This is a genomic window from Sphingobium sp. FW306-1B-F04DB (assembly GCF_058781925.1).
On sequence record NZ_JBYSXE010000025.1, the window covers coordinates 18,186 to 37,147 of the forward strand.

Genomic DNA, 18,962 nt, shown 5'->3' on the forward strand with positions numbered 1-18,962 from the left:
ATTTGGGGTCATATTTCAATTAGAACCGCTCATCGCTCTAAGCGATGAGTGACAAAAGCGGCCATCTTCCTGTGCCTGCTGGAAGAGAAATACGGGCTCAAGGACGCGCGGATCATCCGCGGGACAAGGCTGCGAAAGGTCGAGCGTCATTTCTGGGTGGAGGTCTGCGGCCTTTTGTACGACCTGACCGCTCATCAATTCTCGCGAAGCAGGCCGATCATCGGCGTCGAGCACCATTCCTTCTTCGCGTCCTTCCCTGTGAGAGACCAGGTGGTCGAGTGGGACTTTGTCGACCGCAACAAGGTGCTCCGCCTGTACAGGCGGGGTTTCATTCCTTTCTGAGGCGCATTGCATGAGCTTTCTATTCTCAAGCCTTGAAGGTCTGTTGTCGTGATGACAGATGCACTGACACCGGATGAGCTCGGCGAAGCGGGCGAGAGTCTGTTCCGCACGCTCTGCGCGCAGGCGCGCCTAGTTTGCAACAAGAGCGACCGGGACCGGACCGGCTGGGATTGTCCCAACCGTCCGTCCACGCGACCCTTCTCATGGAGCGCGATCGGATAGGGATTAGCCGTCCGCGGCCCATGCATGGCGTCGCCCGTGCGTCCGCTTAAGCCTCTGAGCGTCCGAAACCTGCCAGTCAGCTAACGGCCAATGCGCGTTGCTACACGTTGCCAGCCCTTGGCCCCAACGCCTCCAGAATCCGGCATTCTGAAACTGTCCCGCCCTCGCATGCGCAATGAGCGCACTGAGCTCGCGCCGCAACGCCATCAGATCGGCGAGCTTGTGGTCGATCTCAGCCAGATGCTCCTTCGCAAGGGCGTCGACCGACTTGCAATCGCGCTGGCCCTCACCGGCGAGGTCGAGCAACGCGCGTACCTGATCGATCGAGAAGCCGAGGTCTCGCGCCCGGCGAATGAAGCTGAGAATCTGCAGACCGCATCCGCGCGCCTGTCGATCGTCATCCCGATCGTGTACATCGCGATCTTCGGCATCCTCTTCATGGCGCTTGGCGGCGCCAGGCAGGCGATCGCGGTCTATTCGGCGATTCCTTTGGGGCTGGCGGGCGGCGTCTTCGCGCTGGCGCTAACGGGCCTGCCTTTCTCGATCTCGGCAGCGGTCGGCTTCATCGCCTTGTCCGGCGTCACCGTTCTCAATGGCCTCGTCGTCATGACGAGCATCGACCAGCGGATCGATGCGGGCGTGCCCGTCGACCAGACGGTGGCCGAAGGACGCTCGAACGCGTGCGCGCGGTGCTGATGACGGGCATCGTGCCCGCGATCGGCTTCGTGCCGATGGCTCTCGCCACCGGCACCGGCGCGGAGGTGCAGAAGTCGCTTGCGATCGTGGTGATCGGCGGGCTCATTACCTCAACGTTGCTCACGCTCTTTGTCCTGCCAGCAATCAGCCACCTGCTGCTCAAGGGGAGGCACATGATCCATCATGCAGGCGACTATACCGATGTCGACCTACTGGGCTCTCCCCTTCCAGCGGCCTAACTGAACAAGTAGGAAGCTCGGCCAGCTCGCTTGCCGTCCCCGCCCAACATCCAACGCCCCGTGGTCAGGGCCATGGTCCGGCCACAGAGGCGTACCATCAGTTGGGAGTCGGCTCCTCAGCGTTCCGCTAGCTCGTCGATGATCGGACATTCCGGCCGAGAATCGCCGTGGCATCGCTCGGCCAGATCCATAAGCGTCCGCCGCAAAGCGTCGAGCGCTTCGGACTTTCGCTTGAGCTCATCCGCACGGGCGAGCGCGATGCGCTTCACCTCGCTGCTCGTTCGCCCGCAATCAGACCATAGATCCAGCAGAGCGCGGATCTCCTCGATCGGAAAACCCAGATCACGGGCATTGGCGATGAAGCGCAGCCGGTGCACGTCTGCGTCCGAATAGTCGCGATAGCTGCTGTCGCGGCGGGGCGGTGCCGGGATGAGACCGATCTTCTCGTAATGCCGGATCATCCGCTGCGAGACGCCGCTCGCCTCCGACGCCGCCCCGATGTTCACAAGGACGCCCGATTGAGTCGCAGCGCGTTGGCGACGACGCTCACCGAAGAAAGCGCCATCGCCGCCGCGGCGATGATCGGTGAAAGCAGGATGCCGAAGAATGGATAGAGCAATCCGGCGGCGATCGGCACACCCGCAGCATTGTAGACGAACGCGAAGAAGAGGTTCTGGCGGATATTCGACATCGTCGCCTCACTGAGCTTTCGGGCGCGAGCGATTCCGTTCAGATCGCCTTTAAGCAGGGTGACGCCGGCGCTCTCGATCGCGACATCTGTACCCGAGCCCATGGCGATCCCGACGTCCGCCGCCGCCAGCGCCGGCGCGTCGTTGACGCCGTCGCCCGCCATCGCCACCACGCGCCCATCGGCTTTCAGACGCGCGACGACCGCGCCTTTCTGATCGGGCAATACTTCGGATTCGACCTCTTCGATGCCGAGCTGCCGCGCAACCGCCTCCGCGGTCGTGCGATTGTCGCCGGTCAGCATCACCACGCGAATGCCCTCCTCGCGCAGAGCCGCGAGCGCCTCGGGCGTCGTCGGCTTGACCGCGTCGGCGATCGCCAGGATTCCCGCAACACGACCATCGATCGCGGCAAAGATCGCCGTGGCTCCATCGGCGCGAAGCGCATCGGCCTGGCTTTCCAGCGACGACGTGTCGCCCCCCACCTCCTTGAGGAAGGCGGCATTGCCGAGCGCGATCCGCTTGCCTTCGACCGTTCCCAGGGCGCCCTTGCCGGTCGGCGAGTCGAATTCCACGACTTCGGGTATCGCGATCTTCCGATCGGTTGCAGCCGCGACGACCGCGAGTGCCAGCGGGTGCTCGGATGCGCGCTCCACGCCGGCGGAGAAGCGCAGCACCTCGTCCTCCTCGAACCCTTCGGCCGCAACGATCCGCGTGACCGAGGGACGCCCCTCGGTCAGCGTGCCGGTCTTGTCGACGACCAGCGTGTCGACCTTCTCCATGCGCTCGAGCGCCTCGGCATTCTTGATCAGGACGCCGAGCCCCGCGCCCCGCCCAACGCCCACCATGATCGACATAGGCGTCGCAAGCCCGAGTGCGCAGGGACAGGCGATGATGAGGACGGCCACCGCCGCGATCAGACCATGCGCGAAGCGCGGTTCCGGCCCCCATATACCCCAGACGATGAAGGCGACCACCGCCACGCCGAGCACCAGCGGTACGAACCAGCCGGATACGCGGTCCGCCATGCGCTGGATCGGCGCGCGCGAGCGTTGCGCTTCGGCGACCATCTGGACGATCCGCGCGAGCAGCGTGTCGCGTCCCACCTTGTCGGCACGGATCACGAGCGCGCCGGTCTGGTTGAGCGTGCCGCCGATCACGACGTCGCCCGTGGACTTGGTCACGGGCATGGATTCGCCAGTGACCATGGATTCGTCCAGCGACGAGCGCCCGTCCTCCACCACGCCGTCGACCGGCACCTTCTCGCCGGGACGGACGCGCAGCCGGTCACCGAGGCCGATCAGGTCGAGCGTGATCTCCTCTTCGTCCCCGCCCGCACCGATACGGCGCGCGGTCTTGGGCGCGAGGTTGAGTAGCGCCCTGATAGCACCCGAAGTCCTCTCGCGGGCACGAAGTTCCAGCACCTGACCAAGGAGCACCAGCACCGTGATGACCGCGGCCGCCTCGAAATAGACCGCAACTGATCCATCCGCTGCCCGAAAGGAAGCGGGAAAGATGCCGGGGGTGAAGGTGGCGACGACGCTGTAGGCCCAGGCCACCCCCGTCCCCATTGCGATCAGCGTGAACATGTTGAGGTTGCGCGTCGTGACCGAAGCCCAGCCGCGCTCGAAGAACGGCCAGCCCGCCCAGAGCACCACCGGCGTCGCCAGCACGAACTGAATCCAGCTCGAAGCCTTGGCCGACACGAAGTGATGCAGCGCCGGAAAGAGATGACCGCCCATCTCGAGTAGCAGGATCGGCAAGGCCAGAGCGAGCGCGATCCAGAAGCGGCGCGACATGTCGACAAGCTCGGGGCTCGGGCCACTGTCAGCGCTGACCATTTCGGGCTCTAGGGCCATTCCGCAGATCGGGCACGCGCCCGGATGATCCTGCCGGATTTCGGGGTGCATCGGGCAGGTCCATATTGCACCGGGCGGCACCTCAGCGGGCTCCGAGCGGCCGTCGGATAATGTGCGCTCGGGATCGGCCACGAACTTGGCCTGGCATCCGGCGCAGCAGAAATAATATGTGCTTCCTGCATGCTCGGCATGATGCGGGGTCCGCTCGGGATCAACGGTCATGCCGCAAACAGGATCGTGCACCACGACGTGTGCAGCATGGCCATCGCCGTCGCCACAACCGCCGTGCGCAGCGGAATGCGTCGCTGGCTTCGATTCAGTCATTTGCTCTTCTCCCTCTCGACGCCGGCCGATCTAGGGTCTGACATCATGTCAGGGTCAAGAGCGATTTCACATGCGAGCGCTATGGCCCGGCGGCCGGCGGCGCGAGCGTCCCGAGCCAAGCGACCAGCGCGAGGATCAGCAGCGCGAGCGCGGTCTCCACAGTGAGGCTGCGCCGCAATCGCCAGGTCGCCTCGCGCATGTCGCCGGCTTTGATCGCGCCTTCAAACGCCGGTGTCAGATGGAAGCGGTTGATTGTGGCGATGACCAGCATTCCAGCGAACAATGCCAGCTTCACGAGCAGGAGTTGGCCGTAGAGTGTCGCCGGCAAGTCCCGGATATGAGCGATCCCGACAAGGAACGCCCCGTTCACCAGCCCGGTTGCCACGATCAGCGCGACCATGATCGTGCCCGCGACCGAGAATCCCGCAAGCGCCCGATGGGCAGAACGGGCGCTGACGGCGTCCGCGCAGGTGCGATCGCGCGTCACGAGGATCAGGAAGACGAGAAGCGCCCCGAGCCACGCGGCAGCCGCGAGCAGATGGAGGATGTCGGAAAACAGGTGGCCGATACCCAAAGCCCCTTCGGTCGCGCCCCCATGACCCGACCAGGCGAGCGTTGCCACGGCGATGGCTCCGCCAACCGAGGCGATCGTGAGGGCCCAGACCGGCCGCGCCCCGAATGCAAAGGCGCATCCCGCTGTCACAAGCAGCGCAGCCAGTCGAGCGATGAGCGCCCAGCCAAGAGGCATCTCGGTCAGGAGCATGCTGAGCGTCGCCCTATCCACCTCCTCGAGCGACGTGCCGGCCATGGCCGCGGCCTGGAGCGCGAAACCGAGGAGCGAGAGGCCGATACCGCCGACCGCCAGTCCGAGGATGAGCGACCGAAACGGCAGGAGGTCGTGTCGATCCGCCCAACCGCCCATCGCGTAAAGCCCGAACAGCGGGATGCCGAACAACAGCCCCAGATCGGCGAAAAGCCCGAAGCGGACGATGATGATCGGCCAGTCGCCCACGGCTTACTTCACGGTGAAGGCGACCTTGCCCTCAATACGGTGCGTGTCGGCCGAGACGACATGCCACTGGGCCTGATAGGTGCCTGCGGGCAACGGACGCGCAAAGGTCGCGATGAGCGTCTTGCCGTCGGGCGAGACCGAGGTCTTGAATCCGCTCATTTTCATCGGCGCATGGTTGGCCATGCCCGGCATGCCCGTCATCACGACGTTCAGGCCCGACATCTGCGGCACCAGCTTCTCGCTGAACACGAGCGTGATGCGCGTGGGCTTGCTGATAGTGGCATTTGCCGCCGGCTGCGAGGACAGGAGCTTGGGGTGCGCAAGGGCAGGCGAGGCTACAGCCAGACTGCCGAGCAAAGCCGAGGCGATGAATGTACGCGCAAAGTTCATTGGTATCTCCTTCAGGGGCGATATGCTCAATACGCAGGCTGGGGAACGATCCCTCAAGACATTTCGCAAAAACTCGGTGAGGGAAGATCGCCGCGGCTGCGTATAGGAAATGATGCACAGGAGAATGATGCATGACCGATATTGACGCCATGCTGGCGCGCTTACGCGAAAGCCCCGTCCACCCGGGTCTCGCGACGATGGATGCCGTCATCTTCGACGAGCTGGCAGCCCGCGCGAGCGTGCCCGCAACGCTGGGCGCGAGCGGACTCGGCATGGCGGCCGCGATCGCGCTTGTCATCGGCATTGCCGGCTCGGCGCTGCCCGGAACGCCGGTCAAGGCAGCGTCGATTTCGCCTTTCGGGGCTCCGCCCGCGCTTGCGCCTTCGACGCTGCTCGGCACCGAATGACCCGGAACAACAAATATATCGTCCTCATGGCCGTGATCGCCTTCGTCGCGGCAATTGCGGGCGTCGTCGTCGGCCGCGAGTTCGTGGTGCCCGAGCGACCGGTCGAAAATGAGCTTCATGAACTGCTGCACCAGGAGTTGAAGCTCGATGACGCCCAGCACGCGAAGATCGAGCTGATCGAGAAGCGTTTTGCGGTACGGCGGCGCGCGCTTGAACTCGAGCTCAGGGCCGACAATGCGCGACTGGCCGAAGCGATCGAGGCCGAGCGCGGATATGGACCGAAGGTTGGCGCAGCGGTCGATCGTTCGCATGCGGCGATGGGGCAGCTCCAGAAGGAGACGCTTGAGCACATCTTCGCCATGCGCGGCGTGCTCAGGCCCGAACAAGCTGCCAGGTTCGACGAAGCCGTGGTGAAGGCGCTGACGGCCAAGGACCGGTGACGCCAGACCTCGCCGATTGTTCGGACGGCGAGTTGGCGGCACTCGCATTGACCGGACGGCAGGCCGCCTATGCCGAGCTGATGCGACGCCATCGCGACGCCGTGTACCGGCTCGTGCGCGGCAATATCGGCGATGCCGACGAGGCGCTCGACGTGACCCAGAACAGCTTCATCGCGGCCTTTTCGGCACTCGCGCGCTATGACGGGTCACGACCCTTTCGGCTGTGGATCTCGCGCATCGCGCTCAACAAATGCCATGACTGGGCGCGGCGACGCCTCGTCCGCAAGTTCCTGACCTTCGCCGCACCGATCAGCGATGCCGAGCAGGTTGCCGACACTGCGGTGCCGATCGACGTCGCGCTCGCCGATCAGGGGGAGCTCGCCCGCGCAGCCGAGGCGATCGCAGCTCTGCCCGCTTCGCTGAGGGAGCCACTGGTGCTGCGCATGATCGAAGGCCTGTCCCAGGCGGAGGCCGCGCAAGTGCTTGGCGTCAGCGAGAAAACGATCGAAACGCGCCTCTATCGCGCGCGGAAAAAACTGGAAGAAATGTTGAGGGATTGAGCACGCGCCTGCGTATTGGTCTTCATGGGACATACGCAAAGCTCAGGGACGCCCGCACAAAAATGATCAATTCCACGCTCGATCGCCGGACGCTTCTGCGCGGCGCGGCGCTGACAGGCGGCACTGCCGCGCTGTCGGCCTGGTTCCCCGCCTGGGCTCAGCCATTCTCGGCCGGGATCGCAAGGCCGCTGCCCACCGTGTCGGGAACCGATATCTCGCTTAGGATCGCGCATCAGATGATGACGATCGACGGACGCGAAAGCCATGCGATCGGAATCAATGGGACGGTGCCCGCGCCACTTGTTCGCCTGAAGGAAGGCACCACGGTCCGCCTCTCGGTGACCAACGACCTTGACGAGGACAGCTCGATCCATTGGCACGGCCTGCTTGTTCCCTTTCACATGGATGGCGTACCGGGTGTCAGCTTCCCCGGCATCAAGCCGCACTCGACCTTCACCTACGAATTCCCGATCCAGCAGGCGGGCACCTACTGGTATCACAGTCATTCGGGGCTTCAGGAGCAGATGGGCCATTATGGGCCCATCGTCATCGATCCGGCCGGCCCGGACCCCATCCAGTCGGACCGGGAGCATGTGATCGTGCTGTCGGATCACAGCCAGCTCCATCCGCATGCGATCTTCCGCAAGCTGAAGCTGCAGGGCGGCTATTTCAATTACAGGAAGCAGACGCTGACCGGGCTCCTCCAGGGCAAGGACCATCCGCTCAAGGAGCGGATGATGTGGGGCGGCATGCGGATGGATCCGACCGATGTCAGCGACGTGACCGGATCGACCTACACCTTCCTCGTCAATGGTCATGGGCCGATGGACAACTGGACGGCGCTGTTCCGTCCAGGCGAGCGTGTGCGCCTTCGCTTCGTCAACGCATCGGCGATGACGACCTTCAATGTGCGTATCCCCGGGCTGAAGCTCACCATCGTCCAGGCCGACGGCCTCAATGTCCGCCCGGTCGCCGTCGACGAGTTCCAGATCGCCGTCGCCGAGACCTATGACGTCATCGTCCAGCCCACCGATGATCGCGCCTATACGCTGGTCGGCGAGAGCGTCGATCGTTCGGGCATGGCGCGCGCGACCCTCGCGCCGCGAGAGGGCATGGCAGCCGAGGTTCCGCCGCTTCGCCCGCGCCCGCTCGCAACGATGAAGGACATGGGCATGGGCGACATGGGCGGGATGGACCATGGCCCAGGCGGCGCAACGCCGGCCGCCGGCGGCGACTGCCCGCCCGAACATGCCGCGATGGGCCATTGCACGCCGGCGCAAGCGCCTGTGGATCATGCCGCGATGGGCCATACCATGCCCTCAGGCCAGGAGACCATGGCAGGCATGGACCATGGCGCAGGTGGCATGAAGCATTCCATGCGCGACTTGTCGCTTGCGCCGACTGTGACGGACACCCCCACCGTTCAGACGATTTCGCCGATGCCCGTCGATCGGACGGGGGAAGCGGGCCAGGGGCTGGAGGACGCTGACCACAAGGTGCTGGTCTACCGCGACCTCATGGCCATCGAGCGCAATCCCGACGTGCGTGCGCCTGATCGCGCGATGGAGATCCACCTCACCGGCAACATGGAACGCTATATGTGGGCGTTCGACGGCGAGAAATTGAGCGAGGTCAAGGAGCCGATACCCTTCCTCAAGGACGAGCGCGTCCGTGTGACGCTTGTCAACGACACGATGATGGGGCACCCGATCCACCTCCACGGTCATTTCTTCGAGCTCGTGACCGGGCACGGCGAGTTCGCGCCGAGGAAGCACACGGTGCAGGTCCAGCCCGGCGGCAAGGTGACCTTCGACGTCACGACAGACGCGGTCGGCGACTGGGCCTTCCACTGCCACATGCTCTACCACATGCACGCGGGCATGATGCAGGTCGTGACTGTGCGGCCGCGCACGGGAGAAGGCGCATGAAGGTGCTTCTCCTTCTGGCGGGCGGCTCGCTGCTGGCGATCGCCGCCCCTGCCATGGCGCAGACCATGGACCATGGCCAGATGGACATGGCGCCCGCGAAGCCCGCCGCGCAGGGGCAGACGGATTGTCCACCCGAACATGCCGCCATGGGGCACTGCACGCCTGCTCCCGCGAAAAAGCCCGCTGCGCCACAGGTCAAGATCGCTCCGACTGCGGACCCGCACGCCGGTCATGACAAGTCTGCCATGCCCAAGGGCGAACCTGACGCTGCTCCCACGCAGGATCCGCATGCGGGGCATGTCATGCCCGAAATCCGTCAGGATGTGCCTCAGGCGGATGATCCTCATGCCGGCCACGACATGTCCGGAATGGCGCAAACGGGTCAGGAGATGCGCGGCCATGGCACCGGCGGCACCGCGCTTGCCCCGGGCGGCGCGCCCGCGCCGGCAGCGTCCGAGCCAAATTATGCGGATACTGTCTGGGGCGAAGCGGCAATGACCGGCTCGCGCCGGCAGCTCCGCAAGGAGCATGGCGGCGGCACATTCTCGCAAGTGATGTTCAACCTCGCGGAGTATCAGGTCAAAAAGGGACGTGACGGGTTCCGCTGGGATGGCGAGGGCTGGTTCGGTGGGGACATCAACAGGCTGGTCGTGAAATCCGAAGGCTCGGGCGCCTTTGGCGAGGGCGTCGAGGATGCCGAGATTCAGGCGCTCTATGCCCGTGCGATCGGCCCCTATTTCAATCTCCAGGCCGGCATCCGTTACGACTTCAAGCCCAATCCCTCGCGCACCTACGCGACCATCGGCTTCGAGGGCCTCGCGCCCTATTGGTTCGAGGTCGAGGGTGCGCTGTTCGTCTCGGACAAGGGCGATGTGCTCGGTCGGCTGGAAGGCTATTACGACCAGCGCATTACACAGCGCTGGATCCTGCAACCGCGCGCCGAACTCAACTTCGCCGCGCAGGACGTGCCCGAAACGGGTATCGGCTCGGGATTGAGTGACGTAGAGCTGGGCCTGCGTCTGCGCTACGAGATCGCACGCGAATTCGCGCCCTATATCGGCGTGTCGTGGGATCGCCGCATCGGCGACACGGCGCGGTTCGCGCGTGCTGAAGGCGAGGATGTCGAGGCCACGAGCTTCGTCGTCGGTGTGCGCGCCTGGTTTTGAGAAGCCGAAGAGCAATGGGAGGTGCTAGATGAAGAAGCCGACGTTCCTGGCCGTGCTGCTCGCGCTTGGCACGCCTGCCGCAGCGATTGCCGCCAGCGACATTCTGGTCCATCGCGACCCGGGTTGCGGCTGTTGCGAAAAATGGGCGGCGCAGGTCCGTCAGCAGTTCGGACGGCGCGTGTCCATGATCGACGATCAACGGCGCACTGCCTTTCAGAAGACCCGCGGTGTGCCGGCAGATCTGTCGTCGTGCCACACGGCCATTGTCGACGGCATGGCCTTCGAGGGACATGTGCCGATTGCCGACATGAAGCGCGTGCTGGCTCAGCGTCCCAAGGGGATCAAGGGGCTGGCGGTCGCGGGCATGCCCCTCGGCTCGCCTGGCATGGAAGTGGCCGGAGTCCAGCCCCAGGCTTACAATGTCATCGCGTTCGGGCCGGCCGGTCGCCGCGTCTTCGCACGCCATAACAGCTGAGAAGCATCATGCACGCTGACACCTCTGCCCGACACAGCCACGATCACGTATTTCTCGGAAGCGCCCATGACACGCATGCCCGGCGGACAACGTGGGTGGTCATCCTCACCGCCGCGATGATGGTGGTCGAGATCGTGGCGGGCTGGCTCACGGGCTCGATGGCGCTGCTCGCCGATGGACTGCATATGGCGACCCACGCAGGCGCGCTCGGGGTCGCAGCACTCGCTTATGGTTTCGCGCGGCGTCACGCGCACAATCCGCGCTTCACATTTGGGACGGGCAAGGTCGGCGACCTTGCGGGCTTTGCCAGCGCTCTCGTGCTTGCTTTGGTCGCGTTCGGCATCGGGATTGAGTCGGTCGGACGGCTGATGTCTCCGGCGTCGGTCGCCTATGCCGAGGCGCTATGGATCGCCGCGCTCGGACTTATCGTGAACATCGCCAGCGCCGTCCTGCTCGGCGGCGGGCATCATCATAATCATGATCATGGCGAGAGCCATCATCATGACCACGGCCATCACGACAATAATCTGCGGTCTGCCTATTTTCACGTGCTGGCGGACGCGCTGACGTCGGTGCTCGCAATCTGCGCGCTGCTGGCAGGCCAATATCTCGGCTGGGGCTGGATGGACGCGACGATGGGAATCGTGGGTGCGCTCGTCATCGCGCGCTGGTCCTGGGGACTGCTGCGCGACACAGGCGCCGTCCTTCTCGATGCTGCTGCCAATCCGGAACTCGAGGCCGAGATCCGAGAGGCGATCGAGGATGGCGATGCGCGGATCACCGATCTTCACGTGTGGCGTGTCGGCCCCGGCAAATATGCCGCGGTGATCTCGCTTGTCGCCGCCGATCCTCTGGCGCCAGCCGACTATGCCTCGCGCGTGACGATCCACGAGGAGCTCGTGCATGTTACTGTCGAGCCGCACAGGTGTGAGGGGCCTCATCAACCGATTCTGCGTGCGGCGTGACCCAGGGGCATGGGCCGGGCATGCCGCTGATCCCCATGGACAATCAATTGTTACTGACCCTGCGTTGGACTAAGCTGCACGTTCGATGAAACGCAGGCTTCATCTTATGCTCGTCCTGGGCGCTCTGCTTGGCCTGTTTGGCCAGGCGGCTGCTTATGCGGTCGGCCCGCGGGCACCCGTTGCGTCGGCAGCCGCATCGACGACGGATGCCGAATGCATGGAGATGATGCAGAAGGATCCGCAGCCCGCCGAAAAACCCTGCAAGGGGCTGACGTTAGACTGCATCGCGGCGATGGGCTGCGTTATTCCGATTGTCCTTCGTGATCCCGTGGCGCCGGCCGCGGCGCCAGAGATCTTCCCGACACCGGCTTATTGGCCGGCTTTGGCCGTCCTGGTCGGGAATGACATCACGCCTGAAACCCATCCGCCGACCATCCTTGGCTGATCAGCCCCGGCCGTGAACGCGGCAGCGCGAGCGCTCCCTGCTTGGGCGCTTGCGCCGCATGTCCGCGACACCGCCGTTCAAGCGATTTTGCCAAGGATGAGTATCATGAAGACGCTGTTTCTCTTTGCCGCGCTTGGCGTGGCGATCTCGGCATCGGTTCCCGCGATTGCGGCCCAGACCGATCAGCCCGCGCGTTCGGGCCATTATGAATGGCGCACGGTCCCGTCGTACGGGCCGCGCGCAACCGGCCCCGTCCAGAAGCGTGTGTGGGTGCCCGATCAGGTCAGCCAGGCCAATTGCGAGTGCGACATGATGAAGATGACCCCGGCTGAATGCATGAAGGACATGCATGGCATGATGATGCCATCTTCAGCCAAGTCGGCCGGCTAGGACCGGATCTGGCCGCGCTGGCTCTTGTCGACCGGTGCTGACGAGCCGGCGGAACACACAGTTCCGCCGGCCCGCCCCGCCGCGGCTAAAGGCCGTCGGCCTGATCCTCCGCTCAGGAGCATCAGATGCGATTCTTGATCTACGCGCCGCTGCTTGCGGTGATCCCCGGCGTCGCTGCTGCCGGGCCGCTCAGCTTCGACGAAGCCATCGACCGGGCCACCGAGCAGGCACCGTCCCTTCGGGCACGCGCGCTCGACATTCAGGCCCGCCAGTCGGCCGCGATCGCCGCAACGCAGTTGCCCGACCCGAAGCTTGGCGTCGGTCTCGACAACTTCCCGGTCTCGGGACCGCCGGCCGGCAGTTTCGCCCAAGACAGCATGACGATGGCGCGGGTCGGCATTGCGCAAGAGGTGCCCAATCTGGCCAAGCGTCACGCCCGTGCGGGTCGTGCGTCGGCCGATGTCGCGGCCGCCGAAGCCAATCGCCTTTCCGAGGCGCGGCGCGTCAAGGTTGCGGCAGCGCTCGCCTGGATCGATCTTGCCTATGCCGAGCGCAGGCTTGCTGCACTCGATGCGATCGTCGCCCGGCTTGGATCGCTCGCCACGGCGTCGGCCTCGAGCATTGCTTCGGGTTCCGCACGCCCTGCGCAGGCCCTCGATATCCGGCAGGGGCTGGCGGGTCTTGAAGATCGACGCAGCGAGATTTCCGCGGACGTGGCGCGTGCGCGCGCTGTGCTTTCACGCTGGACGGGGGATCCGGATCCGAAGATCGAGGGCCAGCCGCCCGATTTTCAGATCGATCCCGCAGATCTGCGCGTCGCGCTGGGCAAACACCCTGATCTTGACGCCGCCTCGGCACGCACCCGCCAGGCCGAAGCGGATATTGGTTTGGCGCGCGCAGAGAAGCGACCCGATTGGGGATTCGACCTCGCCTATCAGCGCCGCGCCGACCGCTATGGCGACATGGTTTCGGCCGGCGTGACGATCAGCCTGCCGCTGTTCGCCAGGAAGCGGCAGGATCCAATGATCGCTGCCAGCATGGCGAGCGCCGGAGCAGCACTCGCCGAGCAGGAGGATATGCGCCGCGCGCTCACCGCCGACCTTGAGACGGGGCTGGCCGACCACGTCATGCATCATGAGCAGTGGGTGCGCTCGCGCGAGACGCTGCTGCCGATTGCACGCGACAAGGCCGACCTTGAGGTGGCGAGCTATTCGGCGGGACGCGCAGGGCTGCTCGACGTCATCCAGGCGCAATCGATGCTGGCCGACACAGAGCTGCAGACGCTCGACCGCGGAGCGACAGTGGCACGCGACGCCGCACGCCTCGTGCTGACCTATGGGGGTGAACAATGAATTTCGAGCTTTCCTCGCGTGGTCGGTTGGGCCTCGCCGCTGTGGCCATCGCACTCGTCGCGGGTGCCACCGGATTTGGCGTTGCGACGCTGACGCGGGCCGACGAAGCGCCGGCGTCCACTGAAAATGGCCGCAAGGTGCTTTATTGGTACGATCCGATGGTGCCGAGCCAGCATTTCGACAAGCCGGGCAAGTCGCCCTTCATGGATATGCAGCTCGTTCCCAAATATGCCGACGAGGCGGGGGGCGAAGCGGGTGTGAGTATCGATCCGGCCCGTACCCAGAATCTGGGACTGCGTGTCGTCACCGTCCAGACCGGTACTTTGGGATCGAGTCTGGCAGCGACCGGCACGATCGATTTCAACCAGCGCGACATCGGCGTGGTCCAGGCACGTGCAGCGGGCTTTGTGCAACGCGTCTATCGCCGCGCGCCGGGAGACGTGATCGGCGCGGGGGCTCCGCTCGCCGATCTTCTGGTGCCCGAATGGGCGGGCGCGCAGGCTGAATTCCTGGCGGTACGCCGCACTGGCAATGCTGCCCTGACCCGCGCCGCGCGCCAGCGCCTGACGCTGCTCGGCATGCCCGCCGGCACCATCGCGGCGGTCGAGCGCGGTGGACGCCCGCACAATGTCATCACCGTTTCGACACCCATAGGCGGGGTCATCAAGTCGCTCGGGGTGCGTGCGGGCATGAGCGTTACCGCCGGGCAGACCCTCGCCGAGGTCAATGGCCTTGGCACCGTCTGGCTCAATGCCGCCGCTCCGGAGGCGATGGCCGCGCAATTGCGTCCAGGCCAGAGCGCGAGTGCGACGCTCACCGCCTTTCCAGGCGAGCGCTTCGCCGGGCGAGTTGCCGCGATCCTTCCCGATGTTCAGCCCGAAAGCCGGACCCTCACCGTCAGGATCGAGCTTCCCAATCCTGGCGGGCGGCTCAAGCCGGGCATGTTCGCACGCGTCGATTTCGGTGGCAGCGACCGCTCCGCGCTGCTCGTGCCGTCCGAAGCCTTGATCCGCACAGGCAAACGCACGCTCGTCATGCTTGCGCTTGCCGGAGGACGCTATCAGCCCGCCGAGGTCCAGGTCGGCGCCGAAGCCGGCGGCCAGACCGAGATTCTCACTGGCCTCGCCGAAGGCGAGAAGGTCGTCGCCTCGGGGCAGTTCCTGATCGATTCCGAAGCAAGCCTGTCAGGGATCGCGGCGCGACCCATCTCGGGCGTGCCGGCGACCGCACCGGCAAAGACGACGAGCTATGAAGCCGCCGGACGGATCGAGAAGATCGATGCTGCGAGCGTCACGCTCAACCACGGCCCCGTGCCTGCGCTCAAATGGCCCGCGATGACGATGACCTTCCGCCTTGCCGATCCTGCGCTCGCTCACGCCTTCAAGACGGGCGACCAGGTGCGCTTCACCTTCGATCAGTCTCCGCAAGGCCCGACGCTCCGGTCGATGGCGCGCGAGGGCGGTCGATGATCGGGCGGCTGATCCACTGGTCGGTCCAGAATCGCTTCTTCGTTGTGCTGGGTGCCCTGGCGCTGATGGCGGCGGGTATCCTGGCCCTTCGCTCGACGCCGATCGACGCGCTTCCTGATCTCTCGGACACGCAGGTCATCATCCGCACCAGCTATCCGGGTCAGGCGCCACAGATCGTCGAGAACCAGGTCACCTATCCGCTCGCAACCACCATGCTATCGGTACCGGGGGCCAAGACGGTCAGGGCCTATTCCTTCTTCGGCGACAGTTTCGTCTATGTGATCTTCGAGGACGGCACCGACCTGTACTGGGCGCGCTCGCGCGTACTGGAATATCTCAACCAGGTGCAGGGGCGCCTTCCCGAGACGGCGCGCAGCGCCATCGGCCCGGATGCGACGGGCGTCGGTTGGGTCTATGAATATGCGCTGGTCGACCGGACGGGACGGCACGATCTGGCGCAACTCCGGTCGCTCCAGGACTGGTTCCTGCGCTATGAGCTGAAAAGCCTGCCCGGCGTCGCAGAGGTCGCGAGCATCGGCGGCATGGTCAAGCAGTATCAGGTGGTGCTCGATCCCGTGAAGCTGGCCGGATACGGCGTGTCGCACGCCCAGGCGGTCGAGGCCATTCAGCGGGCCAACCAGGAAACGGGGGGCTCGGTGCTCGAAATGGGCGAGGCCGAATACATGGTCCGCGCATCGGGCTATCTGAAAACACTCGACGATTTTCGCGCTATCCCGCTTCGAACCGCAGCAGCCGGCGTGCCGGTGACGCTGGGCGATGTCGCCACCGTCCAGCTCGGCCCCGAGATGCGGCGCGGCATCGCTGAACTCGATGGTGATGGCGAAGTCGCGGGCGGGGTCGTGATCCTGCGCTCCGGCGCGGACGCCCGGGCAACAATCGAGGCCGTCACGGCAAAGCTCGAGGAACTGAAGAAAGGCCTGCCGCAAGGCGTTGCACTGGTGCCGACGTATGATCGATCGCACCTCATCGACAGCGCGATCGACAATCTCACGCGCAAGCTCGTCGAAGAGTTCATCGTCGTCGCGATCGTCTGCGCGCTGTTCCTGTGGCACGTTCGCTCCGCGCTGGTCGCGATCGTCACCCTGCCGCTGGGCGTGCTCGCCGCCTTCATCGTGATGCGGTACCAGGGGGTCAATGCGAACATCATGTCGCTGGGCGGGATAGCGATCGCCATCGGCGCGATGGTCGACGCGGCCATCGTCATGATCGAGAATGCCCACAAGCAGATCGAGCGCTGGCACCATGACAATCCCGATGTTCCGCTCGACGATGCGACACGCTGGGGCGTCATCACTGCGGCAGCGGTGGAGGTGGGGCCAGCGCTGTTCTTCAGCCTGCTCATCATCACCCTCTCCTTCGTACCGGTGTTCACGCTGGAGGCGCAGGAGGGCCGGCTGTTCGCGCCGCTCGCCTTCACAAAGACATACACGATGGCGGCGGCCGCGATCCTGTCGGTGACGCTCGTGCCGGTGCTGATGGGCTGGCTGATCCAGGGCAAGATCCCGTCCGAGCAAGCCAATCCCATCAACCGCGTGCTCGCCGCGGTGTACAAGCCTGCGATCGACTGGGTGCTGGGGCGACCCAAGACCACGCTTCTCATCGCCGCCCTCGTATTTGCAACGACTGCCTGGCCATTGTCGCGGCTGGGTGGCGAGTTCCTCCCTGCGATGAACGAGGGCGATCTGCTCTATATGCCCTCGGCGCTGCCTGGCCTCTCCGCCGCAAAAGCATCCGAGCTGCTCCAGCAGACCGATCGGATGATCAAGAGCGTGCCTGAGGTCCAGAGTGTTTTCGGCAAGGCCGGGCGCGCCGAGACAGCGACCGATCCCGCGCCGCTCGAGATGTTCGAAACAACGATCCGCTTCAAGCCGCGCGACCAATGGCGGCCGGGGATGACGCCGGAGAAGCTTGTGGAAGAGCTCGACCGCGCGGTGAAGGTGCCGGGGCTCGCCAATATCTGGGTGCCACCAATCCGTAACCGGATCGACATGCTGGCAACCGGCATCAAGAGTCCGATCGGGGTCAAGGTGTCGGGCGCCAATCTGGCCGAGCTCGATCGGATCGCGCGTGAGGTCGAGGGCGTGGCGAAGACCGTGCCAGGGGTCAGCTCGGCGCTGGCCGAACGACTGACGGGGGGACGCTATGTCGACGTCGATATCGATCGGACTGCGGCTGGGCGGTATGGCCTCAACATCGCGGACGTCCAGGCGATTGTCGCCGGCGCGATCGGTGGCGAGAATGTCGGCCAGACCGTGGAAGGGCTGGCGCGCTATCCGATCAACGTGCGGTATCCGCGCGAGTTGCGCGACAATCTGGAAGGGCTGCGCGCGCTTCCCGTGCTCACGCCCGCCGGACAGCAGATCACGCTCGGAACAGTCGCCACCATCGCGGTCGCCGACGGCCCGCCAATGCTCAAGACCGAGAATGGGCGGCCATCGACCTGGATCTATGTCGATGTGCGCGGCCGTGATCTCGCCTCGGTCGTCAGCGACTTGCGACAAGCCGTGGCACAGCGGGTCAAGCTCTCCCAGGGCGTCAGCATCGCCTATTCGGGCCAGTTCGAATATCTTCAGCGCGCGCTCGACAGGCTGAAGCTCGTCATTCCCGCGACGCTCGCGATCATCTTCGTTCTGCTGTTCCTGATCTTCCGCCGCTTCGACGAAGCCGCGCTGATCATGGGCACGCTGCCGTTCGCGCTGACTGGTGGGTTCTGGATCCTTTATCTGCTCGGCTACCATCAGTCGGTGGCAACGGGTGTCGGGTTCATTGCGCTCGCCGGCGTCGCTGCCGAGTTCGGCGTGGTGATGCTGATCTATCTGAAGAGCGCGCTGGTGGAGAAGGGCCCCGATCCGGCCGCGGCCGACGTCGACGCTGCGGTCCGCGAAGGTGCCCTGCTGCGCGTGCGGCCCAAGGCCATGACGGTCGCGGTGATCATCGCCGGCTTGCTGCCCATCCTCGTCGGCTCGGGCGCCGGCTCCGAAGTGATGCGCAGGATCGCGGCGCCCATGGTTGGCGGCATGGTCACCGCGCCCCTGCTGTCGATGTTCGTCATTCCTGCTGCCTATCTGCTCATGCGCCGGCGGCAGGCGCGTCCCGTTTCCCAACCCGGTCAAAACTGAAGGAGAAGACCATGAGACATACCTACACTGTAGCGGGCCTTGGACTTGCCTTGCTCGTCGCTGCATGTGGACCGAAGGCCGAAAATGGCGAGACGGCTTCCGTAAATGCAGCGGCAGAGACGGCAGACGCCATGAATGCGTCGGTCAACGAGACGTCGGCGGACATGGGCAATATGGCCATGTCCGAAGGCGCTGCTGCGAAGATGGCCAAGGGGACCGGCACGGTGACCGAGGTCGACAAGGCAGCCGGCACAATTACATTGGACCATGGTCCGATTCCGGAAGCCAACTGGCCGGCGATGACCATGGGCCTCAAGGCGAAGCCCGAACTCACCGATAGCGTCAAGCCTGGCGACAAGGTTGCATTCGACCTCGCGCTGAAGGACGGCGCCGGCGAGATCACCGCCATCGCCAAGCAATGATCGAGTGCCGCTGTGCCATCTGCCTGGATGGCA

The 18,962-nt window shown here is 65.1% G+C and carries 21 protein-coding genes; 16 read left to right on the top strand and 5 right to left on the bottom strand.

Annotated elements, in window-relative coordinates; all coding sequences use genetic code 11:
- The first annotated feature begins 48 nt into the window (after positions 1 to 48).
- Positions 49 to 342: a hypothetical protein gene (locus AC3WJD_RS12385; RefSeq protein WP_492746959.1), complete on the top strand. Its 294-nt coding sequence runs from the start codon at positions 49 to 51 to the stop codon at positions 340 to 342.
- Positions 343 to 567: 225 nt separating this feature from the next.
- Here AC3WJD_RS12385 and AC3WJD_RS12390 read toward each other — a convergent pair whose 3' ends face one another.
- On the bottom strand, positions 568 to 918 hold the full coding sequence (locus AC3WJD_RS12390) for a MerR family DNA-binding protein (protein ID WP_492746993.1): 351 nt from the start codon (positions 916 to 918) through the stop codon (positions 568 to 570).
- Here AC3WJD_RS12390 and AC3WJD_RS12395 point away from each other — a divergent pair.
- Together AC3WJD_RS12395 and AC3WJD_RS12400 are read left to right on the top strand one after the other, a co-directional pair.
- Entirely contained in the window at positions 805 to 1,260 is a 456-nt protein-coding gene (locus AC3WJD_RS12395; RefSeq protein WP_492746994.1) for an efflux RND transporter permease subunit, read from the top strand. The two genes, AC3WJD_RS12390 and AC3WJD_RS12395, sit on opposite strands and share 114 nt — an antisense overlap.
- On the top strand, positions 1,245 to 1,499 hold the full coding sequence (locus AC3WJD_RS12400) for an efflux RND transporter permease subunit (RefSeq protein ID WP_492746960.1): 255 nt from the start codon (positions 1,245 to 1,247) through the stop codon (positions 1,497 to 1,499). Before AC3WJD_RS12395 ends, AC3WJD_RS12400 begins: the two co-directional genes overlap by 16 nt.
- A 116-nt stretch (positions 1,500 to 1,615) precedes the next feature.
- Here the strand turns inward: AC3WJD_RS12400 and cueR are convergent, their stop codons facing one another.
- The 4 genes from cueR to copC all read right to left on the bottom strand — a co-directional run bounded on the left by cueR (position 1,616) and on the right by copC (position 5,770).
- Positions 1,616 to 2,005 carry a Cu(I)-responsive transcriptional regulator gene (cueR, locus tag AC3WJD_RS12405; protein WP_492746961.1) on the bottom strand — a complete coding sequence of 130 codons (390 nt, stop codon included), beginning with the start codon at positions 2,003 to 2,005 and terminating at the stop codon, positions 1,616 to 1,618.
- Positions 2,002 to 4,368 (bottom strand): heavy metal translocating P-type ATPase, encoded by a 2,367-nt coding sequence (locus AC3WJD_RS12410; RefSeq protein WP_492746963.1) that lies wholly within the window; start codon positions 4,366 to 4,368, stop codon positions 2,002 to 2,004. Before AC3WJD_RS12410 ends, cueR begins: the two co-directional genes overlap by 4 nt.
- 79 nt (positions 4,369 to 4,447) lie before the next feature.
- Positions 4,448 to 5,380 (bottom strand): copper homeostasis membrane protein CopD, encoded by a 933-nt coding sequence (gene copD, locus AC3WJD_RS12415; protein ID WP_492746964.1) that lies wholly within the window; start codon positions 5,378 to 5,380, stop codon positions 4,448 to 4,450.
- A gap of 3 nt (positions 5,381 to 5,383) precedes the next feature.
- On the bottom strand, positions 5,384 to 5,770 hold the full coding sequence (gene copC, locus AC3WJD_RS12420) for a copper homeostasis periplasmic binding protein CopC (protein ID WP_492746965.1): 387 nt from the start codon (positions 5,768 to 5,770) through the stop codon (positions 5,384 to 5,386).
- A 131-nt stretch (positions 5,771 to 5,901) separates the two neighbouring features.
- Here copC and AC3WJD_RS12425 point away from each other — a divergent pair, with 131 nt between their 5' ends.
- The 13 genes from AC3WJD_RS12425 (at position 5,902) to AC3WJD_RS12485 (ending at position 18,929) form a co-directional block, all read left to right on the top strand.
- The gene (locus AC3WJD_RS12425; protein WP_492746966.1) at positions 5,902 to 6,177 is read left to right on the top strand and encodes a hypothetical protein; all 276 of its coding nucleotides are present in this window, start codon (positions 5,902 to 5,904) and stop codon (positions 6,175 to 6,177) included.
- Positions 6,174 to 6,617 (top strand): periplasmic heavy metal sensor, encoded by a 444-nt coding sequence (locus AC3WJD_RS12430; RefSeq protein ID WP_492746967.1) that lies wholly within the window; start codon positions 6,174 to 6,176, stop codon positions 6,615 to 6,617. The genes AC3WJD_RS12425 and AC3WJD_RS12430 overlap by 4 nt, the downstream gene beginning before the upstream one ends.
- Positions 6,614 to 7,177: an RNA polymerase sigma factor gene (locus AC3WJD_RS12435; RefSeq protein WP_492746968.1), complete on the top strand. Its 564-nt coding sequence runs from the start codon at positions 6,614 to 6,616 to the stop codon at positions 7,175 to 7,177. Before AC3WJD_RS12430 ends, AC3WJD_RS12435 begins: the two co-directional genes overlap by 4 nt.
- Positions 7,178 to 7,242: 65 nt before the next feature.
- The gene (locus tag AC3WJD_RS12440) at positions 7,243 to 9,105 is read left to right on the top strand and encodes a copper resistance system multicopper oxidase (RefSeq protein ID WP_492746995.1); all 1,863 of its coding nucleotides are present in this window, start codon (positions 7,243 to 7,245) and stop codon (positions 9,103 to 9,105) included.
- Positions 9,102 to 10,271: a copper resistance protein B gene (locus AC3WJD_RS12445; RefSeq protein WP_492746969.1), complete on the top strand. Its 1,170-nt coding sequence runs from the start codon at positions 9,102 to 9,104 to the stop codon at positions 10,269 to 10,271. The genes AC3WJD_RS12440 and AC3WJD_RS12445 overlap by 4 nt, the downstream gene beginning before the upstream one ends.
- 28 nt (positions 10,272 to 10,299) lie before the next feature.
- Positions 10,300 to 10,746: a DUF411 domain-containing protein gene (locus tag AC3WJD_RS12450; protein WP_492746970.1), complete on the top strand. Its 447-nt coding sequence runs from the start codon at positions 10,300 to 10,302 to the stop codon at positions 10,744 to 10,746.
- A gap of 8 nt (positions 10,747 to 10,754) precedes the next feature.
- Entirely contained in the window at positions 10,755 to 11,711 is a 957-nt protein-coding gene (gene dmeF, locus AC3WJD_RS12455) for a CDF family Co(II)/Ni(II) efflux transporter DmeF (RefSeq protein ID WP_492746972.1), read from the top strand.
- A gap of 106 nt (positions 11,712 to 11,817) precedes the next feature.
- Positions 11,818 to 12,156 carry a hypothetical protein gene (locus AC3WJD_RS12460; protein ID WP_492746973.1) on the top strand — a complete coding sequence of 113 codons (339 nt, stop codon included), beginning with the start codon at positions 11,818 to 11,820 and terminating at the stop codon, positions 12,154 to 12,156.
- 105 nt (positions 12,157 to 12,261) lie between these two features.
- Positions 12,262 to 12,546, top strand: coding sequence for a hypothetical protein (locus AC3WJD_RS12465; protein ID WP_492746974.1), 285 nt, complete (start codon positions 12,262 to 12,264; stop codon positions 12,544 to 12,546).
- 125 nt (positions 12,547 to 12,671) lie between these two features.
- Positions 12,672 to 13,898 (top strand): TolC family protein, encoded by a 1,227-nt coding sequence (locus AC3WJD_RS12470; RefSeq protein ID WP_492746975.1) that lies wholly within the window; start codon positions 12,672 to 12,674, stop codon positions 13,896 to 13,898.
- The gene (locus AC3WJD_RS12475; RefSeq protein WP_492746976.1) at positions 13,895 to 15,367 is read left to right on the top strand and encodes an efflux RND transporter periplasmic adaptor subunit; all 1,473 of its coding nucleotides are present in this window, start codon (positions 13,895 to 13,897) and stop codon (positions 15,365 to 15,367) included. The genes AC3WJD_RS12470 and AC3WJD_RS12475 overlap by 4 nt, the downstream gene beginning before the upstream one ends.
- Positions 15,364 to 18,507 (top strand): efflux RND transporter permease subunit, encoded by a 3,144-nt coding sequence (locus AC3WJD_RS12480; RefSeq protein ID WP_492746977.1) that lies wholly within the window; start codon positions 15,364 to 15,366, stop codon positions 18,505 to 18,507. The genes AC3WJD_RS12475 and AC3WJD_RS12480 overlap by 4 nt, the downstream gene beginning before the upstream one ends.
- Positions 18,504 to 18,929 carry a copper-binding protein gene (locus tag AC3WJD_RS12485; RefSeq protein ID WP_492746997.1) on the top strand — a complete coding sequence of 142 codons (426 nt, stop codon included), beginning with the start codon at positions 18,504 to 18,506 and terminating at the stop codon, positions 18,927 to 18,929. The genes AC3WJD_RS12480 and AC3WJD_RS12485 overlap by 4 nt, the downstream gene beginning before the upstream one ends.
- Positions 18,930 to 18,962 lie beyond the last annotated feature (33 nt).